The following is a 20,479-nucleotide window of genomic DNA, read 5'->3' as shown; positions in this document are numbered from 1 at the left end:
TAAATGAGGTGATTATATGTATTGGACTGACGAAAGAATTATGACATATCGTGCGAAAATTAAGGGAGCATGGTACGTTCAAAAATTTCAACAATACTATCAATTCGACCTTCGTAAACCAGAAGATAAGATGAGAATGTATCGTCAATTAGAACCAAAAACAATTAAGTCCTATTTTGATGATTTAATCGATACCTACGAAAAGGATTTTTTGGAAAAATTAGATAATATGAGTACCGACGACTTATTGGAAACATTAGATTCATTAAGGGATGAAGGGTACATTGATATCATGTAAAAAAGAACCGATATATTATCGGTTCTTTTTTTAGTTATTAGTATTTAAACTAACTGATTGCTTATCGCTAAGTTTTTTGTCTTTAAAAGTTAGGTTGTAGGCATGTGAATTGTCATATTGGTAGGTCATGAATGACATTCCATCAGCTTCTTGCTGTGAAAGTGGTGAGCCTAAAGTAGATTGAACATCTGAGAATGATGTATTCTTAGCTATTTTTTCAATTTTTTCCTTCTTTATAATTTTAGCAGCAGTGTTTTGTTGGTAACCCTTGCTTAAAACCTTGTCTTTGTAAACAATTACAAAGATGTATTGTAGTTGCGCGTTACCACCCATTTGCCAAGTATATTGTTTTGCTTTAGCGTTGTTAGTAAGGGTAGTATCAGTAGTTTTAGAAGGATTTCCTAATAAACTGACGACTTTCTTGTAACTTGATCCTCCGTTTAATTGTTGATCAGTGTACTTTATTTGTTGGTACTTTTCTAATGATATACCTGAAGTATTTAAAGCGTCTGATAGAGAAGGTTTTGGACCTGAAATTGTCTGGTTGGTATTTTCAGATTTCTTTTTACCACAAGCACTTAATACTAGTAGGCACGTAAAAAGCGCAATAAAAATCTTAAAAGTTTTATTCATATTATATCTCCTCAATAAGTTCTATTACTATTTTAATCAAATTAAGGGTGGAATATCAATGATTTAAATTATTTATTTATAATTGTAATTTATAAACCAAAAAACTTGTAATCGAAGTTTTCACCTAATATCATTGATGGTGAAAAATAAAAAAGGAGGTTGTATCTATGAGTAAGATAGCTGCAATTGTTACCAGCGGATACGAAGATTCTGAATTAACTTCACCTATGAAGGCATTAGAAGATGCAGGTCATCAAGTAGAAATTATCGAAGATATGGCCGGTAACACAATTACCGGTGAACATGGTGATAAGCAAAAGGTTGATTTAGGTATCGACGATGCTAATTTCGACGATTATGACGCATTGCTATTACCTGGAGGTGGGTCTCCAGATGCATTAAGAGCAGATGATCGTTTTAATGATTTTGTTAAACGTTTCTTGTTATCTAATAAACCAGTATTTGCAATCTGTCACGGTCCACAATTCTTTATTCAAACAGGGTTGGCAAGTGAATTAAAATTGACTGCATACACAACAATTAGATATGACCTATTCTATGCCGGTGCAGAAGTTCATGATGAACCCGTTGTAGTAGATGAAAAACACAAACTAGTTACAAGCAGAACTCCTGATGATTTAGATTCATTCAATTCTGAAATCGTCAAGTTCGTAAAATAAATAAAAAAAGAAGCCTTCTAGGCTTCTTTTTTTTATCTTCTAATAACAATTCCACAAATTTCAGTCATTGAAGTGTTGATTAAGCGGTAGAACACCTTCTTGAATTCTTCAACTGACAATGGAATCGGTTGTGAAATCCATGACATAATTGCGTCTAAAATGACTCTGAAGAAGAAAGTTAACACATAGTACTTAGGAATGCCGTATTTCTTTTCATCATAGTTCTCGAAATAAGGAACTAAGAATTTAGAATAGTGGCTACTTAAAAACGAAAATAATTGAGGTTCATAGAATTCGTATAGAACCTTGATGTATTCACGGTCGTCATAGACAATGGGGAATACCTTTTCGCTTAAAATGTAGAAAAAGTTATCATAATTTTTATCAACGTTAAGAAATTGTTCATCTAACGAATGACTAATGCTAGTTTCGATGAAATTAACGATGTCGATTTTATTCTTGAAGTGATTGTAAAAAGTACCACGAGAAATATTTGCATTCTCGATGATGTCGTTTGTACTAATTGTGTTAATGTCTTGGTGAGCTGATAAATTTAGAAAAGACATTACGATTCTTTTTTTGGATTTGCTTTTGATAAACATTCTGATTAAATCCCCCTTATAAATTTTTACTATTCAGGGCTGAGTAATGCGAATCACATTAAAACTTTGCCATATTTATAATTATAATCTTATCTAGAGAGATAAATACTTAAGTTTTTGCAAATTTAATTAAGTTTATACAAAAAAGTTTAAAATACATTTTAATTATAACTGATATAAATTTTATTTATAAAAATGGTGTATTTTATAAGATGAATTTAACTTGAAAGTTTTGAAAAATGGGCAGTGGTTAAATGTTTATAAAAAACCGTTAAATATTCTTTATTAGTTATTGAAAAACTATAATAAGGGTCCTATAATAATTTTAGTTGAATTATTGATAAGAAGTTGCCTTATTTATTTAGATTCTTAATAAAATAACAATAATAAAAAAGTTATACAACTTGTCTAATAATTCATTCTAACAAGATTATCGATATACTGTTATGGTTTAACATATTATCAACAAATTACTACATATAAATTTGAAAAAGGAATTATGGCGAGAGTTATAAAGTCGATTCAGATTTTATAGCTTTTTTCTTTTAAATTGGTTTGTAGAAGCGTTGTCGTTTATTAGACGGATGGAAAAACTTGAGCAAGATAAAGATGATGGAGTAAATACTGTGTAGTTTATATAAAGGAGAATAAAATTTTGGATCATTACACGTTATTAACTAGATGCATCGCTGAGTTTATTGGAACAGCCATCATGGTGGCGTTAGGTAACGGTTCTGTTGCTAACGTAGAATTGAAGGGAACTAAAGGGTTCCATGGTGGATGGGTATTAATTGGATTTGGATATGGAATTGGAGTTATGATTCCTGCGATGATGTTCGCAACGATATCAGGTGCACAAATTAATCCTGCTATGACTCTTGCCTTAGCTTTTACAAACCAGTTTCCATGGCATGAAGTATTACCATACATAGTCGCTCAATTATTGGGAGCAACAGTTGGTCAAATTGCGGTAGTACTTACGTACAAACCTTACTATGATAAGACAACTAATTGCGAATGCGTTCTTGGAACATTCGCAACTATTGACGCAGCACATAGTTATTTTAATGGATTTATCAACGAATTAATTGGAACCTTCTTATTGGTATTAGGAGCGTTAGCCATGACTGCTGATAAACTAGATCCACGTGCTGACTTTATCGCACTTGGATTTTTAGTTATGTGTTTGGTTATCTCATTTGGTGGACCAACGGGACCAGCTTTGAATCCTGCCAGAGATATTATGCCAAGAATTGTACATGCATTTTGTCCGTTTAAGAACAAGGGCGGGTCACATTGGAAGTACAGTTGGGTGCCAATCGTAGCTCCAATTATTGGTGCTACTCTAGCGGCAGTCTTATATAAGTCCGTATTTTAATTAGTAAAATAAAAGAGAAGAAAATGTTAAGATTTTCTTCTCTTTTTTATTTTTGCTTAAGTTTTAAACACGCCAAATGAACTATATGTCAAATTAAAAAAATAAAGCCCTAATTTACAGCGGGTTTTGCAAAAATTAATTTAATAAAAGTCTATTAATCGTTGTTTTGACAGTGTTTTGTCAAAATTATATGATTGTCATCGAAGAGTTGGTTGATAGGTCAATCGTTACTATCAACGTTTGATTTGTTAACTTTCTCTTTGTCTAATCCTTGTGATTAAACTCTAGATGTTTATTTATTAGAATATGATTGCTTGATTTGCATGCCCCTGATTTGTCTATCAAGTGATTTATGCACCTTCAGAATTGCTTAAAAATCGTGGAATTGTAGCATAACATAACACCAATAATAATAAATTTTGGTGGTGCATCGATTCACTAAGAGCCACAACAAATTAATACCATGAAATCGTGTAACCTTAGTCTAACTTTCTTTGAGAACTTTATTCATACACTTTCTTATAAAACTATCTCTAAGTCTATTAATTATCAAGTCGCGCTGGTAATTAAAAGATGAAATCCGTTAATTTATGAATTTCCCCGAGTTTGTAAATTAATTCTCTCGTCCATAAGTAGATAAATAAAGTTAAAACATTTATTACGTTTGCATGTGTTCATATAAATATTATTATGCACTTTCATGGTATGCTCACTCCAAAAAACGATTATGAATTCTTCCCTGAATATAATTAGTAAACAAAGAGCAAACCAGTTCTTACGTGATTCGATATTCTGTAAATAAACTGATCGTAAATTAAAATTATTCAAGGCACTGGGTAATTTTAATTTTTACATCAATAACCGATACTTTCATAGGTATCGGTTATTTTTTTACCCATAATTATTTCATTGTGATAGACTTGAATAAATTAATTAGGAGATGAAAAGTAATGAATAACGCTAATACTTTATACCAATATGGTACGTTAGCAATGTTAGTTCCTGGATTATTTGAAGGAACATTACCATTAAAAGAATTATTAAAACACGGTGACACTGGTATTGGAACTGGTGACGGTCTAGATGGTGAACTTGTTATCTTAGACGGTGTGGCATATCAAATCGATGGTCAAGGAAACGTCAATGAACTAGATGGTGATTTCACTGTTCCGTTTGCTGATGTTCATTTTGCTAGTTTTGAACATTTAGCCAATGTTCATGCATTAGTAAAAATGGAAGACTTAGAAGAAAAAGTTTCCTCTGAACTAGATTGGAATAATGTTTTCTACTCAGTTCGTGCCCACGGGACATTTAAGTCTGTAAAGACAAGATCAGTTCATAAACAATCAAAACCATATCCAACACTTGTTGAATGTGCTCATGAACAAAATGAATTTGAAAAAGAAGATGTTGAAGGTACAGTGATTGGATACTACTCACCACAGCTATTCAATGGACCAGCTGTTGGTGGATTCCATCTTCACTTCTTAGCTGATGATAAGTCAGTAGGTGGACATTTATTAGATTTTGAAATGGTTTCCGGTGATATTAAGGTCCAAAAACTTGATGAATTAGTTCAAAAACTCCCTTCATCAAATGACGACTTCATGAAACATGATTTCTCAAATGATGACATCGCAGGTGCCATCGGAGAAGCTGAATAAAAATAAAAAGGACTGACGTATTTGTCAGTCCTTTTTATTTACTTAGTGGTACTAGTATTGTTTGTTTTGCTTGTATTATTTGTGGTTGAAGTATTAGTTGAATTAGTTTGTTTTGGAGAGAACACTTCGCGGAATAACCATCCGCCTAATGAACTATTGTATACGTAAACCTTGTAGTTACCTTGATTTGGGTTGTATTTGAACCATTGATCACCATTAGAAGGGGTGTAAGTTTTTGGAAGAATTACACGACTATCACCAGGGTTGTATAGTGATTGTAATCCAGTGGATCCGTTAGCTAGTTTTAATACTAAAGTGTTGGATGAGATGGCATAAGGTTGGTTGTTGTTGATTGTAACCTTGTAGCTCTTACCATCAATTACTAGCAATTCGTTTGAATCGTCAATCTTCATTGCTTTTACTGGGTCGCCGAATTTAAGAACAGTCTTACCTGCGCTGATTGGTGCGTTCAATGCATAGTAAGCATCGGTAGCGGCCTTAGTGCTTAAGTCGTTGGTAGGAACAGTCTTCTTACTAGTAGTGTAAACGGGAACGCGTTTAATCCAGTTCGATTTAGTGGTCTTAGTAATCCAAATACCATTCTTGATTTCAGGAACGCTTCCGCCAATTAACATCCATTGACCGTCATTTAATTTTCTAACTAAAATAATTTTATTCTTAGCAATGGTACCTTTTTTGGTGATTTTCTTAGTCTGGATGGTATTATTTTTAACTTTGTATCCGTAAATGGTGGTCTTTTTGGTAACTGCGTATAAAGAAACGTTTTTGTTAGTGTTAACAGTTACTTTGTTTGTTTTCTTAGTAGTATTTCTTTTAGCAACTTTTTTCATCCAAGTAGTTTTGGCTTGGTTAGTTGTTAAAATAGTGTTCTTAGGTGTCTTTATTCCAGAAATCTTCCATACATTACCCTTAATGTGTTTAACAGAAATCTTAGTACCTTTTTTGATGTTAACTTTTTTTAGAACTTTCTTAGCAATGTTCTTTTTTACAATTTTGTGTTCAGTTGCCACAATCTTTTTAGTAGTGGTAACGACACGGGTGTTTTTCCAGTAACTGGAAGATTTACTTGGTAGTGAGTTGGCATTGGCAGCAACAGTAGGTGCTGAAATTAATACAGCACCAGCTAAAGCGGTGATGATGCTTTTTTTAAACTTCATTTATGAATCCCTCTTTCATATAAATATTATGACCATCTTAACTTATAATTAGATATTTTTCTATATTTTCATAAAAATATAATCTTTTTAGTTGTTTTAGGCTACATTTGTAGACAAAACAAATTTGATTTGATATATTTTAAATCAAGTAAGACTTATTAATACAAAATATATTTTATAAGGGGTGCCAACAATGAAGAAAAGAAACATTATTACTTCACTTTCAGTCGCTGCATTATCACTTTCATTATTATCCGGGGTGGTAGCAAGAGCTGATTCCATGAGTAACATGCATAACATGTCATCAATGAAGATGGACAAGAAGTCTACCAAGAAATCATCAAAGAAGATGACTAAGAAATCAAATATGAAGATGACCAAAAAATCATCAAAGAAGATGAACATGAAACACTCGATGATGAATGGCATGATGATGGACGGCTTAAAAATGAAGATGAATTCTAAGTTGCCAAAAGGTTTGAAAAAAGACAATCATGCTAAATTTCATGTTGGTCAAAAGGTAACACTAAAAGCTAAACACATGTCAGGTATGTATAACGCAAAGGCAACTGTTGCCGGAGTTTACAAGACTGATTTATACGAAATTGACTTCATGCCAACAAATGGTGGCAAGATGGTTAAGAACCATAAGTGGGTAGTAGCTAGTGAATTAAAAGCCAAGGGTGCACTAAAGGCTGGTAAGAAAGTTACTGTTTTAGCTGATCATATGTATGATATGAAGGGAGCTAAAGGTAAAATCGTTAAGGTTCACAAAGGGCCTGCTTACGTTGTGACTTTTAAGGATACTAAGACACACATGATTATTAAAAACCACAAGTGGTTAACTCAACAAGAATTAAAAGCAATTAAGTAATAAAAAAGACCTGACGAATGCCAGGTCTTTTTTATTTTATAGTAATGATTTAATTCCTAGTAATACCAACATAACTCCAATAAAAGGTTTTAAATATTTGCTAATGGAACTCTTGGCAAGTCCGTTTGATAGCATTGGAGCTATGATAGCACCGACGATTGCTCCGACGGTTAAAGGTAATCCAGCATGCCAGTCGATGGATCCACCTGCTAAGTGAAACAACATCCCAACTGTCGACATGAATGCCAAAACATATGTTGAGGTTGCGGTAGCATTAAATGTTTCAAGTCCTAATATGAATAATCCAGCAGTAATGACCGCGCCCCCACTCATTCCAGCGATTCCGACCATTAATCCAGCTAAACAACCGTATAAAGAAGCCTTTAGACGATCATTGCTATTATTATCGATGGTTATTTCTGAAACGGATTTGGTTTTTCTTAACATGTTAACACCTAAAATAATCATGATTAATCCGATAATCCATTTATAAAATGAATCCGGGATGAAGTGGGATAGGATTGAACCAACGACAACAGATGGTAAGGCGGCAATGAGCATTTGGTTTCCGATTTTAACATCAATTTTTCCTTGGCGGTAGTAGCTAAGCGCTCCGATGATTAGGGGTGGTAAACTAGTTATCAATGAAGTTGAAGCAGCATTTGCAGCGTTTAAACCGATAACTCCGGTTAAAATGCCAAGGTAAATGGCACCTCCGCCACCACCTAATAGGATGGTTAGCATTCCGACAACAATCCCAAAGATGATTAAAAAGATAATACTAGACATGATAATAACCCTTTCTAATTTTATGTTATTTGCTTTTTCGTTATTTATTAATTACAATATGTAATTATAGCATTCAGTGTGTAATTATCAAATTTTATGCTTGGAGGCATTGATGTGAGAACAGCGACGATTTCAAAAGAAGATATTATTAAAAATGCAATTATTATGATTGAAAAAGGTGATAGTCTCACTTTTTCAAAAATTTCTAGAAAAATGAAGATTACATCTCAATCGTTATATAACTACTTTAAAAACCAAAAAGAATTGGAATATGCCATTGTCGGTACTGTCATCTCATCGGCTTGTAAAATTGCTCAGAAGAGGACTTTTGGTAGAAGTGGTCATGATGGAGTGATTTATCTTTCATTAACTTTTAGAAAAATGGGGGTAAAGCACATTAATTTAGCACAATTTGTTATCTCACATCATCGAACTAGTCAATATAAAATAGTCACTGATGCCTTTAATGAACTAAAGGAACTGTTAGATTGTATGCTTGAAAGTTATGTATCAACAGATAAGCTTTTAAAAGCAAGTCGATTAATTAGAAGCATGGTGGTGGGTGATATTTTAAATGTCGGAACTGGTTGGTTTAAAAGTCCTGAGGTGAGGGCAGAATCAAGCTTTATTGAGATGTTAAATCTTAGTTTAAACGCTTTAAATAATTCTTAATTCTACGATTTAATTATAAAAATCAATTTATTTTTTAAGTAATTTGGATTATATTTGTTATTATATATTCAGAGTGTTTTTTAGAAAGGATACATAATAATGAAAAAAATTACCGGTTGGGTAAAACATTGGTACAGATATAAGACTGATGAGCCATATATAATTGCTGCTGCAATTATTGGAGCACTTAGTCTTTTAGGATCAATTGCTTTAGACCATAAAAAAAGATTTTACATGTACGTTTTAATCTTAATTTTAATCGCAATTTGGGCACTATTTAGAAGTGTTACATTCAAAAAGAACTTTGTGCGTCAATTCGTCGAAGAAAATAAGTTTGAAGGTAAGGATAAAGGTTTAGATTTAGGTACAGGAACAGGCTATGCTTTGATTAAGCTAGCTCGTGATACTAAATTAAATAAAGTCTATGGTGTTGAAGACAAGTATCAATACACAATCAAACGCCTTGAAAAAAATGCATACTTAGAAAACGTTAAAGATCGCATTGAAATCACCACTGCAGATATTGAAAACCTACCTTTTGACGATAACGAATTTGATGTTATTACAGCTATTTCAGCAAATGGTAATCAATTAAGCACACCTAAGAAGTCTGTTTATAAAGATATTGCTTTTGAAATTGCTCGTGTAATTGCTGATAAGGGAATCATCTTTATGGTAAACACTCCTCGTATGACAAAGAAATATGCTATGGAATATGAAAACAGGGGATTAAAAGTTGAATACGTGCACAGAAGATTCGAACGATTCTTCTTCCTACGTGCAATTAAAGTGACTAACAAATAAAAAAGCCGGCCTTAATTAAGGTCGACTTTTTTATTTGTTTAGAAGTGGTGAACACGATTAAAGAAATCAATAAATAGTTGATTTTCTTCATCATATTGATCCCACATATTTTCTGGATGCCATTGCACACATTGGATTGACTTATCATCATTTTCTAAGCCTTCAATCATACCATCATCGGCACGAGCTACTACGTGAAGTCCTTCAGCAACGTCCTTAGCAGCTTCATGATGGAATGAATTGACAAATGCACGAGTGCCAAATGTCTTGGCTAATAGTGAATCGTCATCAATACTGATGTGATGCACTGGAGAGTATCCGATTGCCTTTTGTTCATGTTGTAATTGAGGTAATCCGTTTTGAGGTGTGAATTGAGCACCAATGTCTTGGTACAAAGTTCCACCCATTGCAACATTTACGATTTGTAGTCCACGGCAAATAGCTAGAATGGGCTTATGCATTCTAATTGCATGCTTAACTAATGCTAATTCGAACTCATCTCTGGTTTCAAATGTACGACCAATTTGAGCAATTGGTTCTTCGCCGTAATATTTGGGCAATACATCTGGACCACCGGTAAAAATTACACCATCGACAGTTTCTAATAATTCAGCAGCCATGCTTGGCTTTCCAACTGGAAAGATAACTGGAGTGATGTTATTTTCTAGCAAACAGTTCATCAAAGTCCTTTGAGCAAAATGTCCTTCTCTTTGACGGAAAGGTTCATCCTGACTAAAGATGATATCTGATGTAACTCCAATACGCATATGAATCATTCCCTTGTTAAAATATTGTGATAATATAGCTATTCTATCATTTTATGTAATAATTGCCACTTACAATAATTAGGGCACGATATTTTTGATTGCATTGACTTTTTAGATGTGCTATTTTTGATAACATATTGTGGGAAATTATGATGAAATAGTTTTCAGACAGGGGGATGAACTTTTATGAAATTCAAGTCAATTGCAAAACTAGGTGTAGTGGCCATTGCAGCAACAATGGTGCTTGCTGCTTGCGGTAAATCATCAGATACAACATCTAGAACAGATTCATTGAATTGGATGAGTAATACAACATTGACCACTTTAGATCCTTCTAAGGCCGTTGATGTTACCAGTGATCAAGTTTTATACAACGCAATGCGTGGTTTAGTTACTCCCGATAAAGGAAATAAAATTGACCTAGCAATTGCAAAGGATTACAAGATTACTAATGGTGGAAAGACTTACACTTTCACCTTAAGAAACACAAAGTGGAGCAATGGTAAGAAGGTTACTGCCGGTGATTTTGAATACGGAATCAAACGTAGCGCAGATCCTAAGACAGCTTCACAAATGGCCTACTACATGGCTAACATTATGAATTACGATAAAGTGAAGACAGGTTCAATGTCAGCTGATAAATTGGGCGTTAAAGCAATGGGCGACAATAAGTTGCAAATTACTTTAACCAAACCACAAGCTGATTTTATAAATGTCTTAGCATTACCTGTCTTTTATCCTCAACAAAAGACGTTAGTTGAAAAATACGGTACCGCTTACGGAACGACATCGGATAAGATGGTATATGATGGTCCATTTGCTGTTAAAAACTGGAAATGTAGCAACGATGCTTGGACATTATCCAAGAATAAAGGCTACTATGATAATGCTAACGTTAAATTAAAGGCCATCAACTATTCAGTGATTAAGGATCCACAAACTGCATTGGATGAATACCAATCAGGTAAGTTGGATCAAACACTATTAGCAGGTAAACAACAAGTTAGCACCTACAAGAATAATAAAGATTTTGTGAACCACAAGCAGTTTATGGTTCAATATCTATCTATTAATCAAAACAAAGTTCCTGCTCTAAAAAACAAGAACTTAAGAAAAGCTTTATCATTAGCAATTAATCGTGAAGAATTAACTCAAAATGTTTTAGGAGATGGTTCATTTGCTGCCAGAGGATTGGTTCCAGATACTTTGGCTTACATGAACGGTAAGGACTTCAATGATTATGCTACTGTTAAAGATGCTACTACTGGTGATTTAACCAAAGCAAAACAATTATGGGCTAAGGGATTAAAAGAAATTGGTAAGAAGTCTGTATCAATTTCAATTATGAACAACAACGATCAAACCAGTCGTTCTGTTACTGAATTCTTGCAAACCGAATTAGAAAAATTACCTGGACTAAAGGTAAATGCAGAAATCTTGCCTAATAACGTTGCTTCCGGTCGTTCACTAAAATCTGATTACGAACTTTCAGTTTCAGGATGGGATCCATCAATTAGTGATCCAATCTCACCTCTACAAACTAAGGTTTCAACCAGTCCAATTAATACTTCTAAATGGGGCAACGCAATGTATGATATGTACATTGATCGTTCAAATAATGAAGATGCTAATAATCAAAATAAACGTTTCTTTGATTTAGTAAATGCTCAAAAGGTAATCTTAAACGATCAAGGAATTATTCCATTGATTCAAAAGGCCCAACCAGAACTAATGAAAACTAATATTCATGGTGTTAATTACTTAGGAAATGGTCCGGTTTGGGATTTCTCTCACGCTTACATTAAATAAATCATAAAAGTCGCCAAAATTTTTGGTGACTTTTATTTTTGCTTTAGGTTTATATTAAACGTTGATTTATCAACGTTTAATAGTTTTTTTGCATATATAATTTTTATGATTATTATAAAATAAGAAGAATAGTTCGTACTTTTTGGCCAATTATGGCGAACATTTATGGTTGTCAAAAATTTCGTTCGGATGTATTATACTTATAAATCATAAGGAGGGGTTCATAATGAAGATGTTTAACGAAGAACAAATGTGTTGTTGTCGATATCGAAGCATGAACTCTATTCTTATATTCTAATCAAGAAGACGCTTTTTAATTAGATTATAACGAGGTGTCATGGTTCGGCTTTTTAGCGTAGAATCATGACACCCTTTTTCTTTTTTTAGATGGCCATCTATGTAAAGAGTATTTATTCAACAAAGGAGTATGGATATGAAAAAGTCACGGATATTATCAATCATCGTTACCACGGCATTACTTGGTTTGGTATTAACCGCTTGTGGTAAAAGTCAATCAAGTAATAAAAAACACCTGAACTGGATGACAAACGCATCCATTGCGTCACTTGATCCATCAAAAGCTGTTGACACTAACACTCAACAAGCTGTTTATAATGCTTTTTCTGGTTTAGTATCTCCAGATGGTAGTAATAAGGTTCGTCTAGCAACCGCTAAGAGCTACCACGTTTCAAAGGATGGTAAGACATACACATTTGATTTGAAACACACTAAATGGAGTAATGGAAAAGAATTAACAGCAAAGGATTTCGAATACGGTATCAAACGTAGTGCAGATCCAAAAACTGCATCTCAAGAAGCCTACTACATGGCTGACATTGAAAACTACGCAGCGATTTCTAAATCACAATTATCGCCTGATAAGTTAGGAGTAAAGGCAATTGGTAAGTATAAATTACAAATTAATCTAACTAAGCCACAACCATACTTCTTGAATTTATTAGTATTACCAATCTTCTACCCACAATCACAAAGTACTGTTAAGAAATATGGTAAGAGCTACGGAACAACCAGTAGCAAAATGCTATACAATGGTGCATTTAAAATTACTAATTGGAATGGTACCAACGATTCATGGACTTTAACCAAGAATAAGGAATACTACAATGCTGATAAGACAAAATTAGACAGCATTAAATACACGGTTATTAAGGACCCACAAACTGCTTTGAACGAATATCAAAACGGTAAATTAGATCAAACATCTTTAGTTGGTAAGCAACAATATAACAGCTACAAGAATTCTAAGGATTTCCATTTGAGAAAAATATACAGTGTAAGATACTTATCACTAAGTGACAAAAATGAATCTGCGTTTAGAAATGTTAACATTAGAAAAGCTCTATCATTGATTATTAATAGAAATGAACTATTAAACAATGTCTTAGGTAATGGGTCCACTAAAGCACGTGGAATTGTTCCTGATACTTTAGCATCACGTAATGGTAAGGACTTTAATGATTATGCAAGTGTTTCTGATGCAGTTGATGGAAACGTGGATCAAGCTAAAAAGCTATGGAAGAAAGGTTTAAGTGAAATTGGTAAAAAGAACTTAACCATTTCCATTAATAGTAATAATGGCGATGATGCTAAGCCTATTGTTGAATTCATTCAAAACCAATTTTCTAAGCTACCTGGTTTGAAAGTTAATCTAACATTGCTTCCAAACACAGTAGCAACCGCAAGATTCTTAAGTGGACAGTATCAAGTTGCTGTTACAGGTTGGAGTCCATCAATTAGTGATCCAATTTCACCACTAAATATTAGATACTCAACTAATTCAATGAATACTGCTAAGTGGAGTAACGCTGAATATGACAAGTTGATTGATAAATCCAATAATGATGATGCTTTGAACCCAACAAAACGTTGGAATGATTTAGTAGATGCACAAAAGGTATTATTAAATGACCAAGGTCTGATTCCGCTATTCCAACCAGCTCAAGCTGAATTGATTAAGAGCGATATTCATAATGTGCGTTTTTACGGAAATGGTCCGATCTGGGATTTCTCTGAAACTTACGTTAAATAAAAAATAAAAATGTCATCCGATAATGGGTGACATTTTTATTTTTTAAATTCTAGTTTTTTATAATAATGGTATAATTAGATGATATTAAAGAACGGTTAGGGGTATTTAATTATAATGAATCTAAAAAATAGACTGCATGACTTTTGTCGTAATCATGGGATTATAATCTTGATTTTTATGATTATGTCATTATTAAGTGTCTCGATTATGTGGCACTATAAATTTATTACATTGGGTTCTGATATACATTTTCATTGGCAACGCATATGGGAATTACGTGAATCCATAGTTAATAAGAGTCCGTTTCCACTGGTAGCATTAAATCAATATAACCAAACTGGATCTGCTGTTATGGCATTATATCCACAACTAGGGATTTTACCTATTGCATTACTTTCTTTGGTAATTAAATCATTTATTCCATTGGTTTATATCGTATTGATGTTAAGAAACTTCTTTGCATTGATTGTGGCTTACTTTGCTAGTTATAGCTACAACCATAACAGAAAGATTAGTTTTATTTTCGCATCTGGTTACACTTTGGCAGCCACAGTTTTATTCCATGCCGTTATCAGTTATGATATCGGGCGTTCATCTTCTATCATTTATTTACCATTAATTCTTTTTGGCTTCTTAAATCTATTAGAAAAAAACGACTGGATTGAATTAAGTCTCGGAATGAGTGCCATCATAATGTGTCACGTGGTAAATACTGCAATTGCCATCTTTTTCTTAATTGTTATGACACTCATTAACATTATGAAATTGCTAAACAAAGATAAGTTAATCGCTTTGGGAAAAGCGGTTGTGATGACCGTTTTACTAACTGCACTATACTGGATTCCGTTTATAATTATTGTTGGTAATAATTCCATTAATTTTCCACCATCTTATTGGAAAGTTGCTGGAACAGACACATATGTCTGGTACCTATCAATTATTCAAAATAGTGTAGGTCCATTTTTCAATATAATTAATTTATTAGGATTAGTTTTTGGGATTATCTTTTTTAGATGTCTGGGAACATATTCGAAACAATTATTATTTGTTGGAATTGGATTTTTAATTTTATGTAGTAATTTATTCCCATGGGATTTAGTGGCTAAGACTGGGATAAACAGTTCTCTTCAATTCACATGGCGTTTAAATATCATTCCACAATTGATTTTCTGTTATTTATTTGCAGAAATTGTTGTGAAAATGTTCAAAAAAGAAACATTTACATGGACTGCAATTGTTGTTGCAACGATTGGAATCGTATTATTGCAATTGAATGCTCAGCAGTCAGTAGTTAATGAGACACAGAATAGTTTCGAATTAACTCATAAATTTGTAAAAAATGGTAAACAATATCGATTGAATAACAATCAGGACTTTAAAAATTTAATTTTTAGTAGTGTAGGAGTCAGTGATTACTATCCAAGTGCTGCGATGAAGTATTATGGTAATACCAACAAACATATTGCTACCTATAACGGTAATCAACGATTAAAAGTAAAGTTATTAGGTGATGGTAAGTATTCATTTAAAGCACCGGTTAAAATTAAGAAACTAGCATTGCCTTTCTTACATTACAAAGGGATTTCTTATGAAGTGCTTGTTGATGGTAAAGTTGTTAAAACAACAGCTAATCATAATGCTTTATTAACGGTTTCCCATCTTTCAGCTGGTCGTCATCATGTCCAGATTATCGTTCACCGAACTAAGAAGGAACTACTTTCATATTTATTTGCAGTTGTCGGAATTATTATTTTGATAACAGCATTGATCAGAAAATATGGATTTAAAAATAATAAATAATAAACGATAAAAACCACAGGTCCAATGGGCTTGTGGTTTTTATATTGTGATTATTACCGTTTAGCTAGCAAAAAATACCACTTATATGAAATTTTGTTATTAATTTGTCGAATTGACTTAAGATTATCATATCGATTAGGAGGTTATAAAATGTTAGAAGTAAATGGATTAACAAAACGATTTAAAAATAAAATAGCAGTGGATCACATTGATTTAAAAATTAATGAAGGCCAATTAGTTTCCTTTTTAGGTCACAATGGGGCAGGAAAGTCGACAACTATTAACATGATGATTGGTTTATTAAAACCAGATGCAGGAAGTATTATTTTGAATGGCATTACACCAGGTGATAAAGGTTATAATGATTCACTTGGTGTGGTATTCCAAAATAGTGTTTTGGATAAGTTTTTAACTGTGGAGGATAACTTAAAAATAGCTGGTAGACTTTACAAAAAATATGATGAAAATTTTCAAAAAGATTTATTGGATAAGTTAGAAATCAAGAGCATCCAAAAACAGAAATATGGCGACTTATCTGGCGGGCAAAGACGACGGGTTGACATTGCCCGTGCATTGCTAAGTAAACCGAAACTATTATTTTTAGATGAACCATCAACAGGTTTGGATATCCAAACAAGGAATAAGATTTGGGAAGTTCTAAACGAATTTAGGCATAAAATGGGACTAACAATCATATTGACTACTCATTATTTGGAGGAAGCTAATCAATCTGATTGGGTATATGTATTGGAAAAGGGCAAAATTGTTGCATCTGATACTGTTGATAATTTAAAAGGAATGTATGCGCAAAATAAATTAACGATATACACAAATGATTTAGCTACTATAGATAGCTTATCTAAGTATGACGGAACAATATTAAATGATAATAAGGTTATTTTAAATATTAATTCATATCAAGAAGTAACCAAGATTATTCAAGAATTTCAAAATAACATTGATGATTTTGAATATATTCACGGATCAATGGATGATATTTTTATCACTTTAACTGGAAGGGAGATTAAGTGATGATACTATTAAGTCTAATTAAGCGTAATTTCAAATTATATTTTGGCGATAGAAAAAGAATTTTATTTTCGCTTATGGGATCACTAATCGCGGTTGCTTTATATCTCCTTTTCTTAAAGACAAATATTCAAAGGGAATGGAACAATATCGATAGTGGTATACAACTATTAGATTATTGGTTGATGGGTGGTACAATTGCAATTACTGCAATTACAACTACAGGTGATGCACTTCATCAAAGAATTTATGATATTGAAAGTAAACGTATGAATGATTTGATGATGTCCAATGCTAGTAAATCAATTATTGACATGAGCTATATCATCAGTGCAGCGATAATTGGATTAATGATGCAAATTATCGTTTACATCATTTTAACTGGTTTGTTTATGTTACTTGATCAAATTCATTTTGACTTATCGATATTTGGGCAGTTAATTGGAGCCATGATAATTGGAAGTGTAGTATGGACACTTTTTAACATGATTATATTGATGTTTGTTAAAAAAGAATCTGTATTGCCATCTTTAAATGCGATTATTTCAAGTTCTGCTGGGTTCTTTGCGGGTGTTTATATGCCGCTTGGATTGCTTTCAAGTGGTGCTAGCAAACTTTTAAAGTTCACTCCTGCTTTATACGATGCATCCATGTTAAGAAATATTCTGATGAAATCGCAGTTAAAAGAAAGCTTTCATGATGTGAATGGTCAAGTTTTAGAAAATTTTAAAGCCACAATGGGACTTAAAATTAATGGATTAGCAAATCCGATGGGAAGTATACTAGTATGTGGACTATTTATTGGAATGTTCCTTGTTGTTTTTGTACTACTTACTGGATTATCAAAAAAGACAAAACAGTTATGATATGATGTAAAAAGGAGGTGGGGAGGTAGATGAAAGTTGATTTTAAGCAGGATGGTCAATTAGATGATGACGAAATAAATGTGTTAGTTAGTGCAAAAGAATTAACCCCTGAAGTTATTGAACTACTATCAATGTTGCAGAATGTATCAATTCAGAATGATAATTATATTCCAATTAATACTAACGATCGTGTTCAAATTATTTCTGTTGATGATATCGTGGGAATTGAAATTTTTGAAAATGAACTGAATATCTACACCACTTCGGAACGCTTTGTAACGACAGGAACATTAAAAGAGATGTATGAAAAACTTAAAAAACATCACTTTGTTCAAATTAGTAAGTCAGCGATTATAAATATTGATCATTTAAATTATATGGAAACTGCGTTTTCGGGGAATATGACCTTGTTTTTATCTAACGACCTAAAGTTACATGCTAGTCGGAAGTATTTACCTGGGTTGAAGAAGAGTCTAAGGATGTGAACAGCTATGAACTTGTTTTGGAATCTGCTTAAGCGTTTCTTTTTTGGAATGATGTTTGGATCATTAATATATGTTGTCACTGGATTATATAGTAGATCGTATGGAATATATGATAGAATGGTATTTCTATTAGCTAGTGGATTAATCGGATTGGTAAGTATTGTGTTTAAGAGTGAAAAGATTGGCTTTGTTTTTCAATTAGCTATTCATGGCATTTTAACTTATATAATTATTATTGCCTTAAATCGTTTAATTACCCCAGATTTGGATTTTTGGAATCCATATGTTTTTTCTGTGTTTACTATTGAATTTATATTAATCTATGCAATTACTTGTACCATTAGTATGGTCATTTTCCACCGTTCAACAAAAGAAATTAATAACGAAATCATGAACCGTAAGAAACAAAAAAATAAATAAAAAAGTAGCCATTATCGGCTGCTTTTTATTTTGATATAACTTTGTATGATAAAATTGATCTATAATTAATTTAATGGATGTGATGAAATGTTAAACCAAAAGATTAAAGATAATTGGAAATGGATATTAATTCCAGTCATCCTTGTTTCAGAATTGTTAATTGATGATTTTATAATGCCTCATATTTATAAAATTATTTTTAGTTTAATGTCGTTCAATATAGTAGATCATTTCTATGTATATTTAAATATCTACAAAATTGTATCTATTTTGGTTATTTGTCTTTTGAATTATTGGATTATTAAGCAGAAGATATTCTTTAAGCCAAGTGAAAATAAAGTGGGATGGCTAGTATTTTTAGTCATCTGTTTTACCATTGTGATGGTATCTATTACAAAGAAAAACTTTTGGCTAGCGTTAGATATTGGAGCGATTGCTGCATTGCCTGAAGAACTAATGTTTAGAGGAATTATTTTAGCATTTGTATTAAGACTTATGACTAAAAAATCAACTAGTACATTAAGAGTATCGTCTGGATTAATTATTTCTGCGTTAATCTTCGGTGCATTCCATTACATTAACCTTACTAGTCAATCATTTGGATTTACATCGCTTCAGGTGATTAATGCAGCTGCACTGGGAATGTTACTAGGTGCTGTGTATATCAAGAGTGGAACTATTATTGTGCCAATGGCACTTCATTTTATCTATGATTTTCTAGTTACTCTATTTAATGGGATGCCTACAACCAATTATACAAGTGTACAATCCTTTCAATGGATTGGCCTGTCTGTACAGGTGCTTATATATACGGTTGTGGCGTTGACAATCATTAATCATAAGCCATCCGAGAATAAAATTTTACCAAAACTTAAGAATTAATAGCACCGTTCAATGATAAAATACAGCTTGAGTGTTATATAAAAGTACAAAAAATGTTTTTATTGATAACATCTAGAAAGAAGGATGGACGGTGCGTGATAGTGATACTTGGAGATCAGACCATCTTTTAAAACGTGGATTCATTGGATTGTGCCTTATCTGCATGGTTGCTAGTTCAATTCAGTTTATTCCTGTCCAATATATTAATTCCAATATTTCAAACTTCCGTAATTGGTCGTTAACAGTTGAATTTTTTGGTGCCTATATCGTAATGTTTAACTTTGCGGTTTATGCATATAGAAGGTATAGTAACGGGAATTTATTTAAGATATTGTCTTTAAAAGACTATCAATTAACAGCTTTTGCAACGGTAATGGCATTTTTAACTGCTCAAGCATATATATTCATGTTTTCTATTTTTTTCCAAAATCGATTTAGTATTGAAGCAATTCATTTTTCTAAAGATTTGTATGATAACAATTGGTCGCTTACATTATTGATTATTGGTTTCGTTTTTCTATCACCAATTGTAGAAGAACTTGTTTTTAGAGCGTATTTTTTAGACGTAGCATTTCCCGACAAATGGAGATGGCTAGGTGAGATTTTTTCAGCAGTTTTTTATGGACTGTTTCATATGAGATACCATAACCTATATTCGTTCGTTTTTTTTGCCCAGTATGGTTTTTGGATGGCTTGGTTATATAATCAGACCAGAAATGTTAAGTCAACTATTATCATGCATATGGTCTTAAATTCAGTGACGATATCGATTGTTGGTTATTATTATTATCACTAAAAA

The 20,479-nt window shown here is 32.6% G+C and carries 21 protein-coding genes; 16 read left to right on the top strand and 5 right to left on the bottom strand.

The features are described 5' to 3' along the window. The first annotated feature begins 16 nt into the window (after window positions 1–16). On the top strand, window positions 17–298 hold the full coding sequence (locus FD688_RS01905) for a hypothetical protein (protein WP_138741596.1): 282 nt from the start codon (window positions 17–19) through the stop codon (window positions 296–298). A gap of 30 nt (window positions 299–328) precedes the next feature. Here the strand turns inward: FD688_RS01905 and FD688_RS01900 are convergent, their stop codons facing one another. Next, the gene (locus FD688_RS01900) at window positions 329–931 is read right to left on the bottom strand and encodes a DUF3862 domain-containing protein (protein ID WP_138741595.1); all 603 of its coding nucleotides are present in this window, start codon (window positions 929–931) and stop codon (window positions 329–331) included. A 167-nt stretch (window positions 932–1,098) separates the two neighbouring features. Here FD688_RS01900 and FD688_RS01895 point away from each other — a divergent pair, with 167 nt between their 5' ends. Beyond that, window positions 1,099–1,611 carry a type 1 glutamine amidotransferase domain-containing protein gene (locus FD688_RS01895; RefSeq protein WP_138741594.1) on the top strand — a complete coding sequence of 171 codons (513 nt, stop codon included), beginning with the start codon at window positions 1,099–1,101 and terminating at the stop codon, window positions 1,609–1,611. A gap of 32 nt (window positions 1,612–1,643) precedes the next feature. Here the strand turns inward: FD688_RS01895 and FD688_RS01890 are convergent, their stop codons facing one another. Beyond that, the gene (locus FD688_RS01890) at window positions 1,644–2,177 is read right to left on the bottom strand and encodes a TetR/AcrR family transcriptional regulator (RefSeq protein ID WP_190242876.1); all 534 of its coding nucleotides are present in this window, start codon (window positions 2,175–2,177) and stop codon (window positions 1,644–1,646) included. A 691-nt stretch (window positions 2,178–2,868) separates the two neighbouring features. Between FD688_RS01890 and FD688_RS01885 the strand changes: the two genes are divergently transcribed. Both FD688_RS01885 and budA read left to right on the top strand, forming a co-directional pair. Next, window positions 2,869–3,591, top strand: a complete 723-nt coding sequence (locus tag FD688_RS01885; RefSeq protein WP_138741592.1) for an MIP/aquaporin family protein — start codon at window positions 2,869–2,871, stop codon at window positions 3,589–3,591. A 950-nt stretch (window positions 3,592–4,541) separates the two neighbouring features. Continuing rightward, window positions 4,542–5,255 (top strand): acetolactate decarboxylase, encoded by a 714-nt coding sequence (gene budA / locus FD688_RS01880; RefSeq protein ID WP_041153126.1) that lies wholly within the window; start codon window positions 4,542–4,544, stop codon window positions 5,253–5,255. Between the two features lie 38 nt (window positions 5,256–5,293). On the opposite strand, the gene FD688_RS01875 is transcribed toward budA, so the two are convergent. After that, window positions 5,294–6,433: a hypothetical protein gene (locus FD688_RS01875; RefSeq protein WP_138741591.1), complete on the bottom strand. Its 1,140-nt coding sequence runs from the start codon at window positions 6,431–6,433 to the stop codon at window positions 5,294–5,296. A gap of 193 nt (window positions 6,434–6,626) precedes the next feature. On the opposite strand from FD688_RS01875, the gene FD688_RS01870 reads away from it, so the two are divergent. Beyond that, on the top strand, window positions 6,627–7,307 hold the full coding sequence (locus FD688_RS01870; protein WP_225426088.1) for a YdhK family protein: 681 nt from the start codon (window positions 6,627–6,629) through the stop codon (window positions 7,305–7,307). Between the two features lie 36 nt (window positions 7,308–7,343). Here the strand turns inward: FD688_RS01870 and FD688_RS01865 are convergent, their stop codons facing one another. Next, on the bottom strand, window positions 7,344–8,096 hold the full coding sequence (locus tag FD688_RS01865) for a sulfite exporter TauE/SafE family protein (RefSeq protein WP_138741590.1): 753 nt from the start codon (window positions 8,094–8,096) through the stop codon (window positions 7,344–7,346). A 96-nt stretch (window positions 8,097–8,192) separates the two neighbouring features. Between FD688_RS01865 and FD688_RS01860 the strand changes: the two genes are divergently transcribed. Together FD688_RS01860 and FD688_RS01855 are read left to right on the top strand one after the other, a co-directional pair. Continuing rightward, the gene (locus FD688_RS01860) at window positions 8,193–8,768 is read left to right on the top strand and encodes a TetR/AcrR family transcriptional regulator (RefSeq protein ID WP_190242875.1); all 576 of its coding nucleotides are present in this window, start codon (window positions 8,193–8,195) and stop codon (window positions 8,766–8,768) included. 99 nt (window positions 8,769–8,867) lie between these two features. After that, the gene (locus FD688_RS01855; RefSeq protein ID WP_138741588.1) at window positions 8,868–9,572 is read left to right on the top strand and encodes a class I SAM-dependent methyltransferase; all 705 of its coding nucleotides are present in this window, start codon (window positions 8,868–8,870) and stop codon (window positions 9,570–9,572) included. Between the two features lie 38 nt (window positions 9,573–9,610). On the opposite strand, the gene FD688_RS01850 is transcribed toward FD688_RS01855, so the two are convergent. Beyond that, entirely contained in the window at window positions 9,611–10,339 is a 729-nt protein-coding gene (locus FD688_RS01850) for a gamma-glutamyl-gamma-aminobutyrate hydrolase family protein (protein ID WP_190242874.1), read from the bottom strand. A 186-nt stretch (window positions 10,340–10,525) separates the two neighbouring features. Here FD688_RS01850 and FD688_RS01845 point away from each other — a divergent pair, with 186 nt between their 5' ends. The 9 genes from FD688_RS01845 (at window position 10,526) to FD688_RS01805 (ending at window position 20,476) form a co-directional block, all read left to right on the top strand. Beyond that, window positions 10,526–12,148, top strand: coding sequence for a peptide ABC transporter substrate-binding protein (locus FD688_RS01845; protein WP_138741586.1), 1,623 nt, complete (start codon window positions 10,526–10,528; stop codon window positions 12,146–12,148). Window positions 12,149–12,581: 433 nt separating this feature from the next. Further along, the gene (locus tag FD688_RS01840; protein WP_190242873.1) at window positions 12,582–14,198 is read left to right on the top strand and encodes a peptide ABC transporter substrate-binding protein; all 1,617 of its coding nucleotides are present in this window, start codon (window positions 12,582–12,584) and stop codon (window positions 14,196–14,198) included. Window positions 14,199–14,405: 207 nt separating this feature from the next. After that, entirely contained in the window at window positions 14,406–15,998 is a 1,593-nt protein-coding gene (locus FD688_RS01835) for a hypothetical protein (protein WP_138741584.1), read from the top strand. A gap of 150 nt (window positions 15,999–16,148) precedes the next feature. Beyond that, window positions 16,149–17,030, top strand: coding sequence for an ATP-binding cassette domain-containing protein (locus FD688_RS01830; protein ID WP_138741583.1), 882 nt, complete (start codon window positions 16,149–16,151; stop codon window positions 17,028–17,030). A gap of 74 nt (window positions 17,031–17,104) precedes the next feature. Continuing rightward, window positions 17,105–17,893, top strand: a complete 789-nt coding sequence (locus FD688_RS01825) for an ABC transporter permease (protein WP_412174669.1) — start codon at window positions 17,105–17,107, stop codon at window positions 17,891–17,893. 29 nt (window positions 17,894–17,922) lie between these two features. Then, window positions 17,923–18,378, top strand: a complete 456-nt coding sequence (locus FD688_RS01820) for a LytTR family DNA-binding domain-containing protein (RefSeq protein ID WP_138741581.1) — start codon at window positions 17,923–17,925, stop codon at window positions 18,376–18,378. A gap of 6 nt (window positions 18,379–18,384) precedes the next feature. Next, a complete protein-coding gene (locus tag FD688_RS01815; RefSeq protein WP_138741580.1) occupies window positions 18,385–18,798 on the top strand; it encodes a DUF3021 family protein in 414 nt (137 codons plus the stop codon). Between the two features lie 381 nt (window positions 18,799–19,179). Next, a complete protein-coding gene (locus FD688_RS07350; protein WP_190242872.1) occupies window positions 19,180–19,680 on the top strand; it encodes a CPBP family intramembrane glutamic endopeptidase in 501 nt (166 codons plus the stop codon). Between the two features lie 91 nt (window positions 19,681–19,771). Then, the gene (locus FD688_RS01805) at window positions 19,772–20,476 is read left to right on the top strand and encodes a CPBP family intramembrane glutamic endopeptidase (RefSeq protein WP_138741578.1); all 705 of its coding nucleotides are present in this window, start codon (window positions 19,772–19,774) and stop codon (window positions 20,474–20,476) included. Window positions 20,477–20,479: the final 3 nt, after the last annotated feature.

The sequence above is a fragment of the Apilactobacillus kunkeei genome, from assembly GCF_005930975.1.
In the GTDB taxonomy this organism is placed as follows: domain Bacteria; phylum Bacillota; class Bacilli; order Lactobacillales; family Lactobacillaceae; genus Apilactobacillus; species Apilactobacillus kunkeei_E.
This window is presented reverse-complemented; position numbering and strand designations above follow the sequence as displayed.

Bases quoted from the DNA above. Each gene is read 5' to 3' on its own strand.
- FD688_RS01890 (WP_190242876.1), bottom strand. From the start codon at position 2,177: ATGTCTTTTCTAAATTTATCAGCTCACCAAGACATTAACACAATTAGT.
- FD688_RS01820 (WP_138741581.1), top strand. From the start codon at position 17,923: ATGAAAGTTGATTTTAAGCAGGATGGTCAATTAGATGATGACGAAATA.
- FD688_RS01870 (WP_225426088.1), top strand. From the start codon at position 6,627: ATGAAGAAAAGAAACATTATTACTTCACTTTCAGTCGCTGCATTATCA.
- FD688_RS01835 (WP_138741584.1), top strand. From the start codon at position 14,406: ATGTGGCACTATAAATTTATTACATTGGGTTCTGATATACATTTTCAT.
- budA (WP_041153126.1), top strand. From the start codon at position 4,542: ATGAATAACGCTAATACTTTATACCAATATGGTACGTTAGCAATGTTA.
- FD688_RS07350 (WP_190242872.1), top strand. From the start codon at position 19,180: ATGGTATCTATTACAAAGAAAAACTTTTGGCTAGCGTTAGATATTGGA.
- FD688_RS01895 (WP_138741594.1), top strand. From the start codon at position 1,099: ATGAGTAAGATAGCTGCAATTGTTACCAGCGGATACGAAGATTCTGAA.
- FD688_RS01845 (WP_138741586.1), top strand. From the start codon at position 10,526: ATGAAATTCAAGTCAATTGCAAAACTAGGTGTAGTGGCCATTGCAGCA.
- FD688_RS01840 (WP_190242873.1), top strand. From the start codon at position 12,582: ATGAAAAAGTCACGGATATTATCAATCATCGTTACCACGGCATTACTT.
- FD688_RS01855 (WP_138741588.1), top strand. From the start codon at position 8,868: ATGAAAAAAATTACCGGTTGGGTAAAACATTGGTACAGATATAAGACT.
- FD688_RS01865 (WP_138741590.1), bottom strand. From the start codon at position 8,096: ATGTCTAGTATTATCTTTTTAATCATCTTTGGGATTGTTGTCGGAATG.
- FD688_RS01900 (WP_138741595.1), bottom strand. From the start codon at position 931: ATGAATAAAACTTTTAAGATTTTTATTGCGCTTTTTACGTGCCTACTA.
- FD688_RS01905 (WP_138741596.1), top strand. From the start codon at position 17: ATGTATTGGACTGACGAAAGAATTATGACATATCGTGCGAAAATTAAG.
- FD688_RS01875 (WP_138741591.1), bottom strand. From the start codon at position 6,433: ATGAAGTTTAAAAAAAGCATCATCACCGCTTTAGCTGGTGCTGTATTA.
- FD688_RS01815 (WP_138741580.1), top strand. From the start codon at position 18,385: ATGAACTTGTTTTGGAATCTGCTTAAGCGTTTCTTTTTTGGAATGATG.
- FD688_RS01825 (WP_412174669.1), top strand. From the start codon at position 17,105: ATGGGATCACTAATCGCGGTTGCTTTATATCTCCTTTTCTTAAAGACA.
- FD688_RS01850 (WP_190242874.1), bottom strand. From the start codon at position 10,339: ATGCGTATTGGAGTTACATCAGATATCATCTTTAGTCAGGATGAACCT.
- FD688_RS01860 (WP_190242875.1), top strand. From the start codon at position 8,193: ATGCTTGGAGGCATTGATGTGAGAACAGCGACGATTTCAAAAGAAGAT.
- FD688_RS01830 (WP_138741583.1), top strand. From the start codon at position 16,149: ATGTTAGAAGTAAATGGATTAACAAAACGATTTAAAAATAAAATAGCA.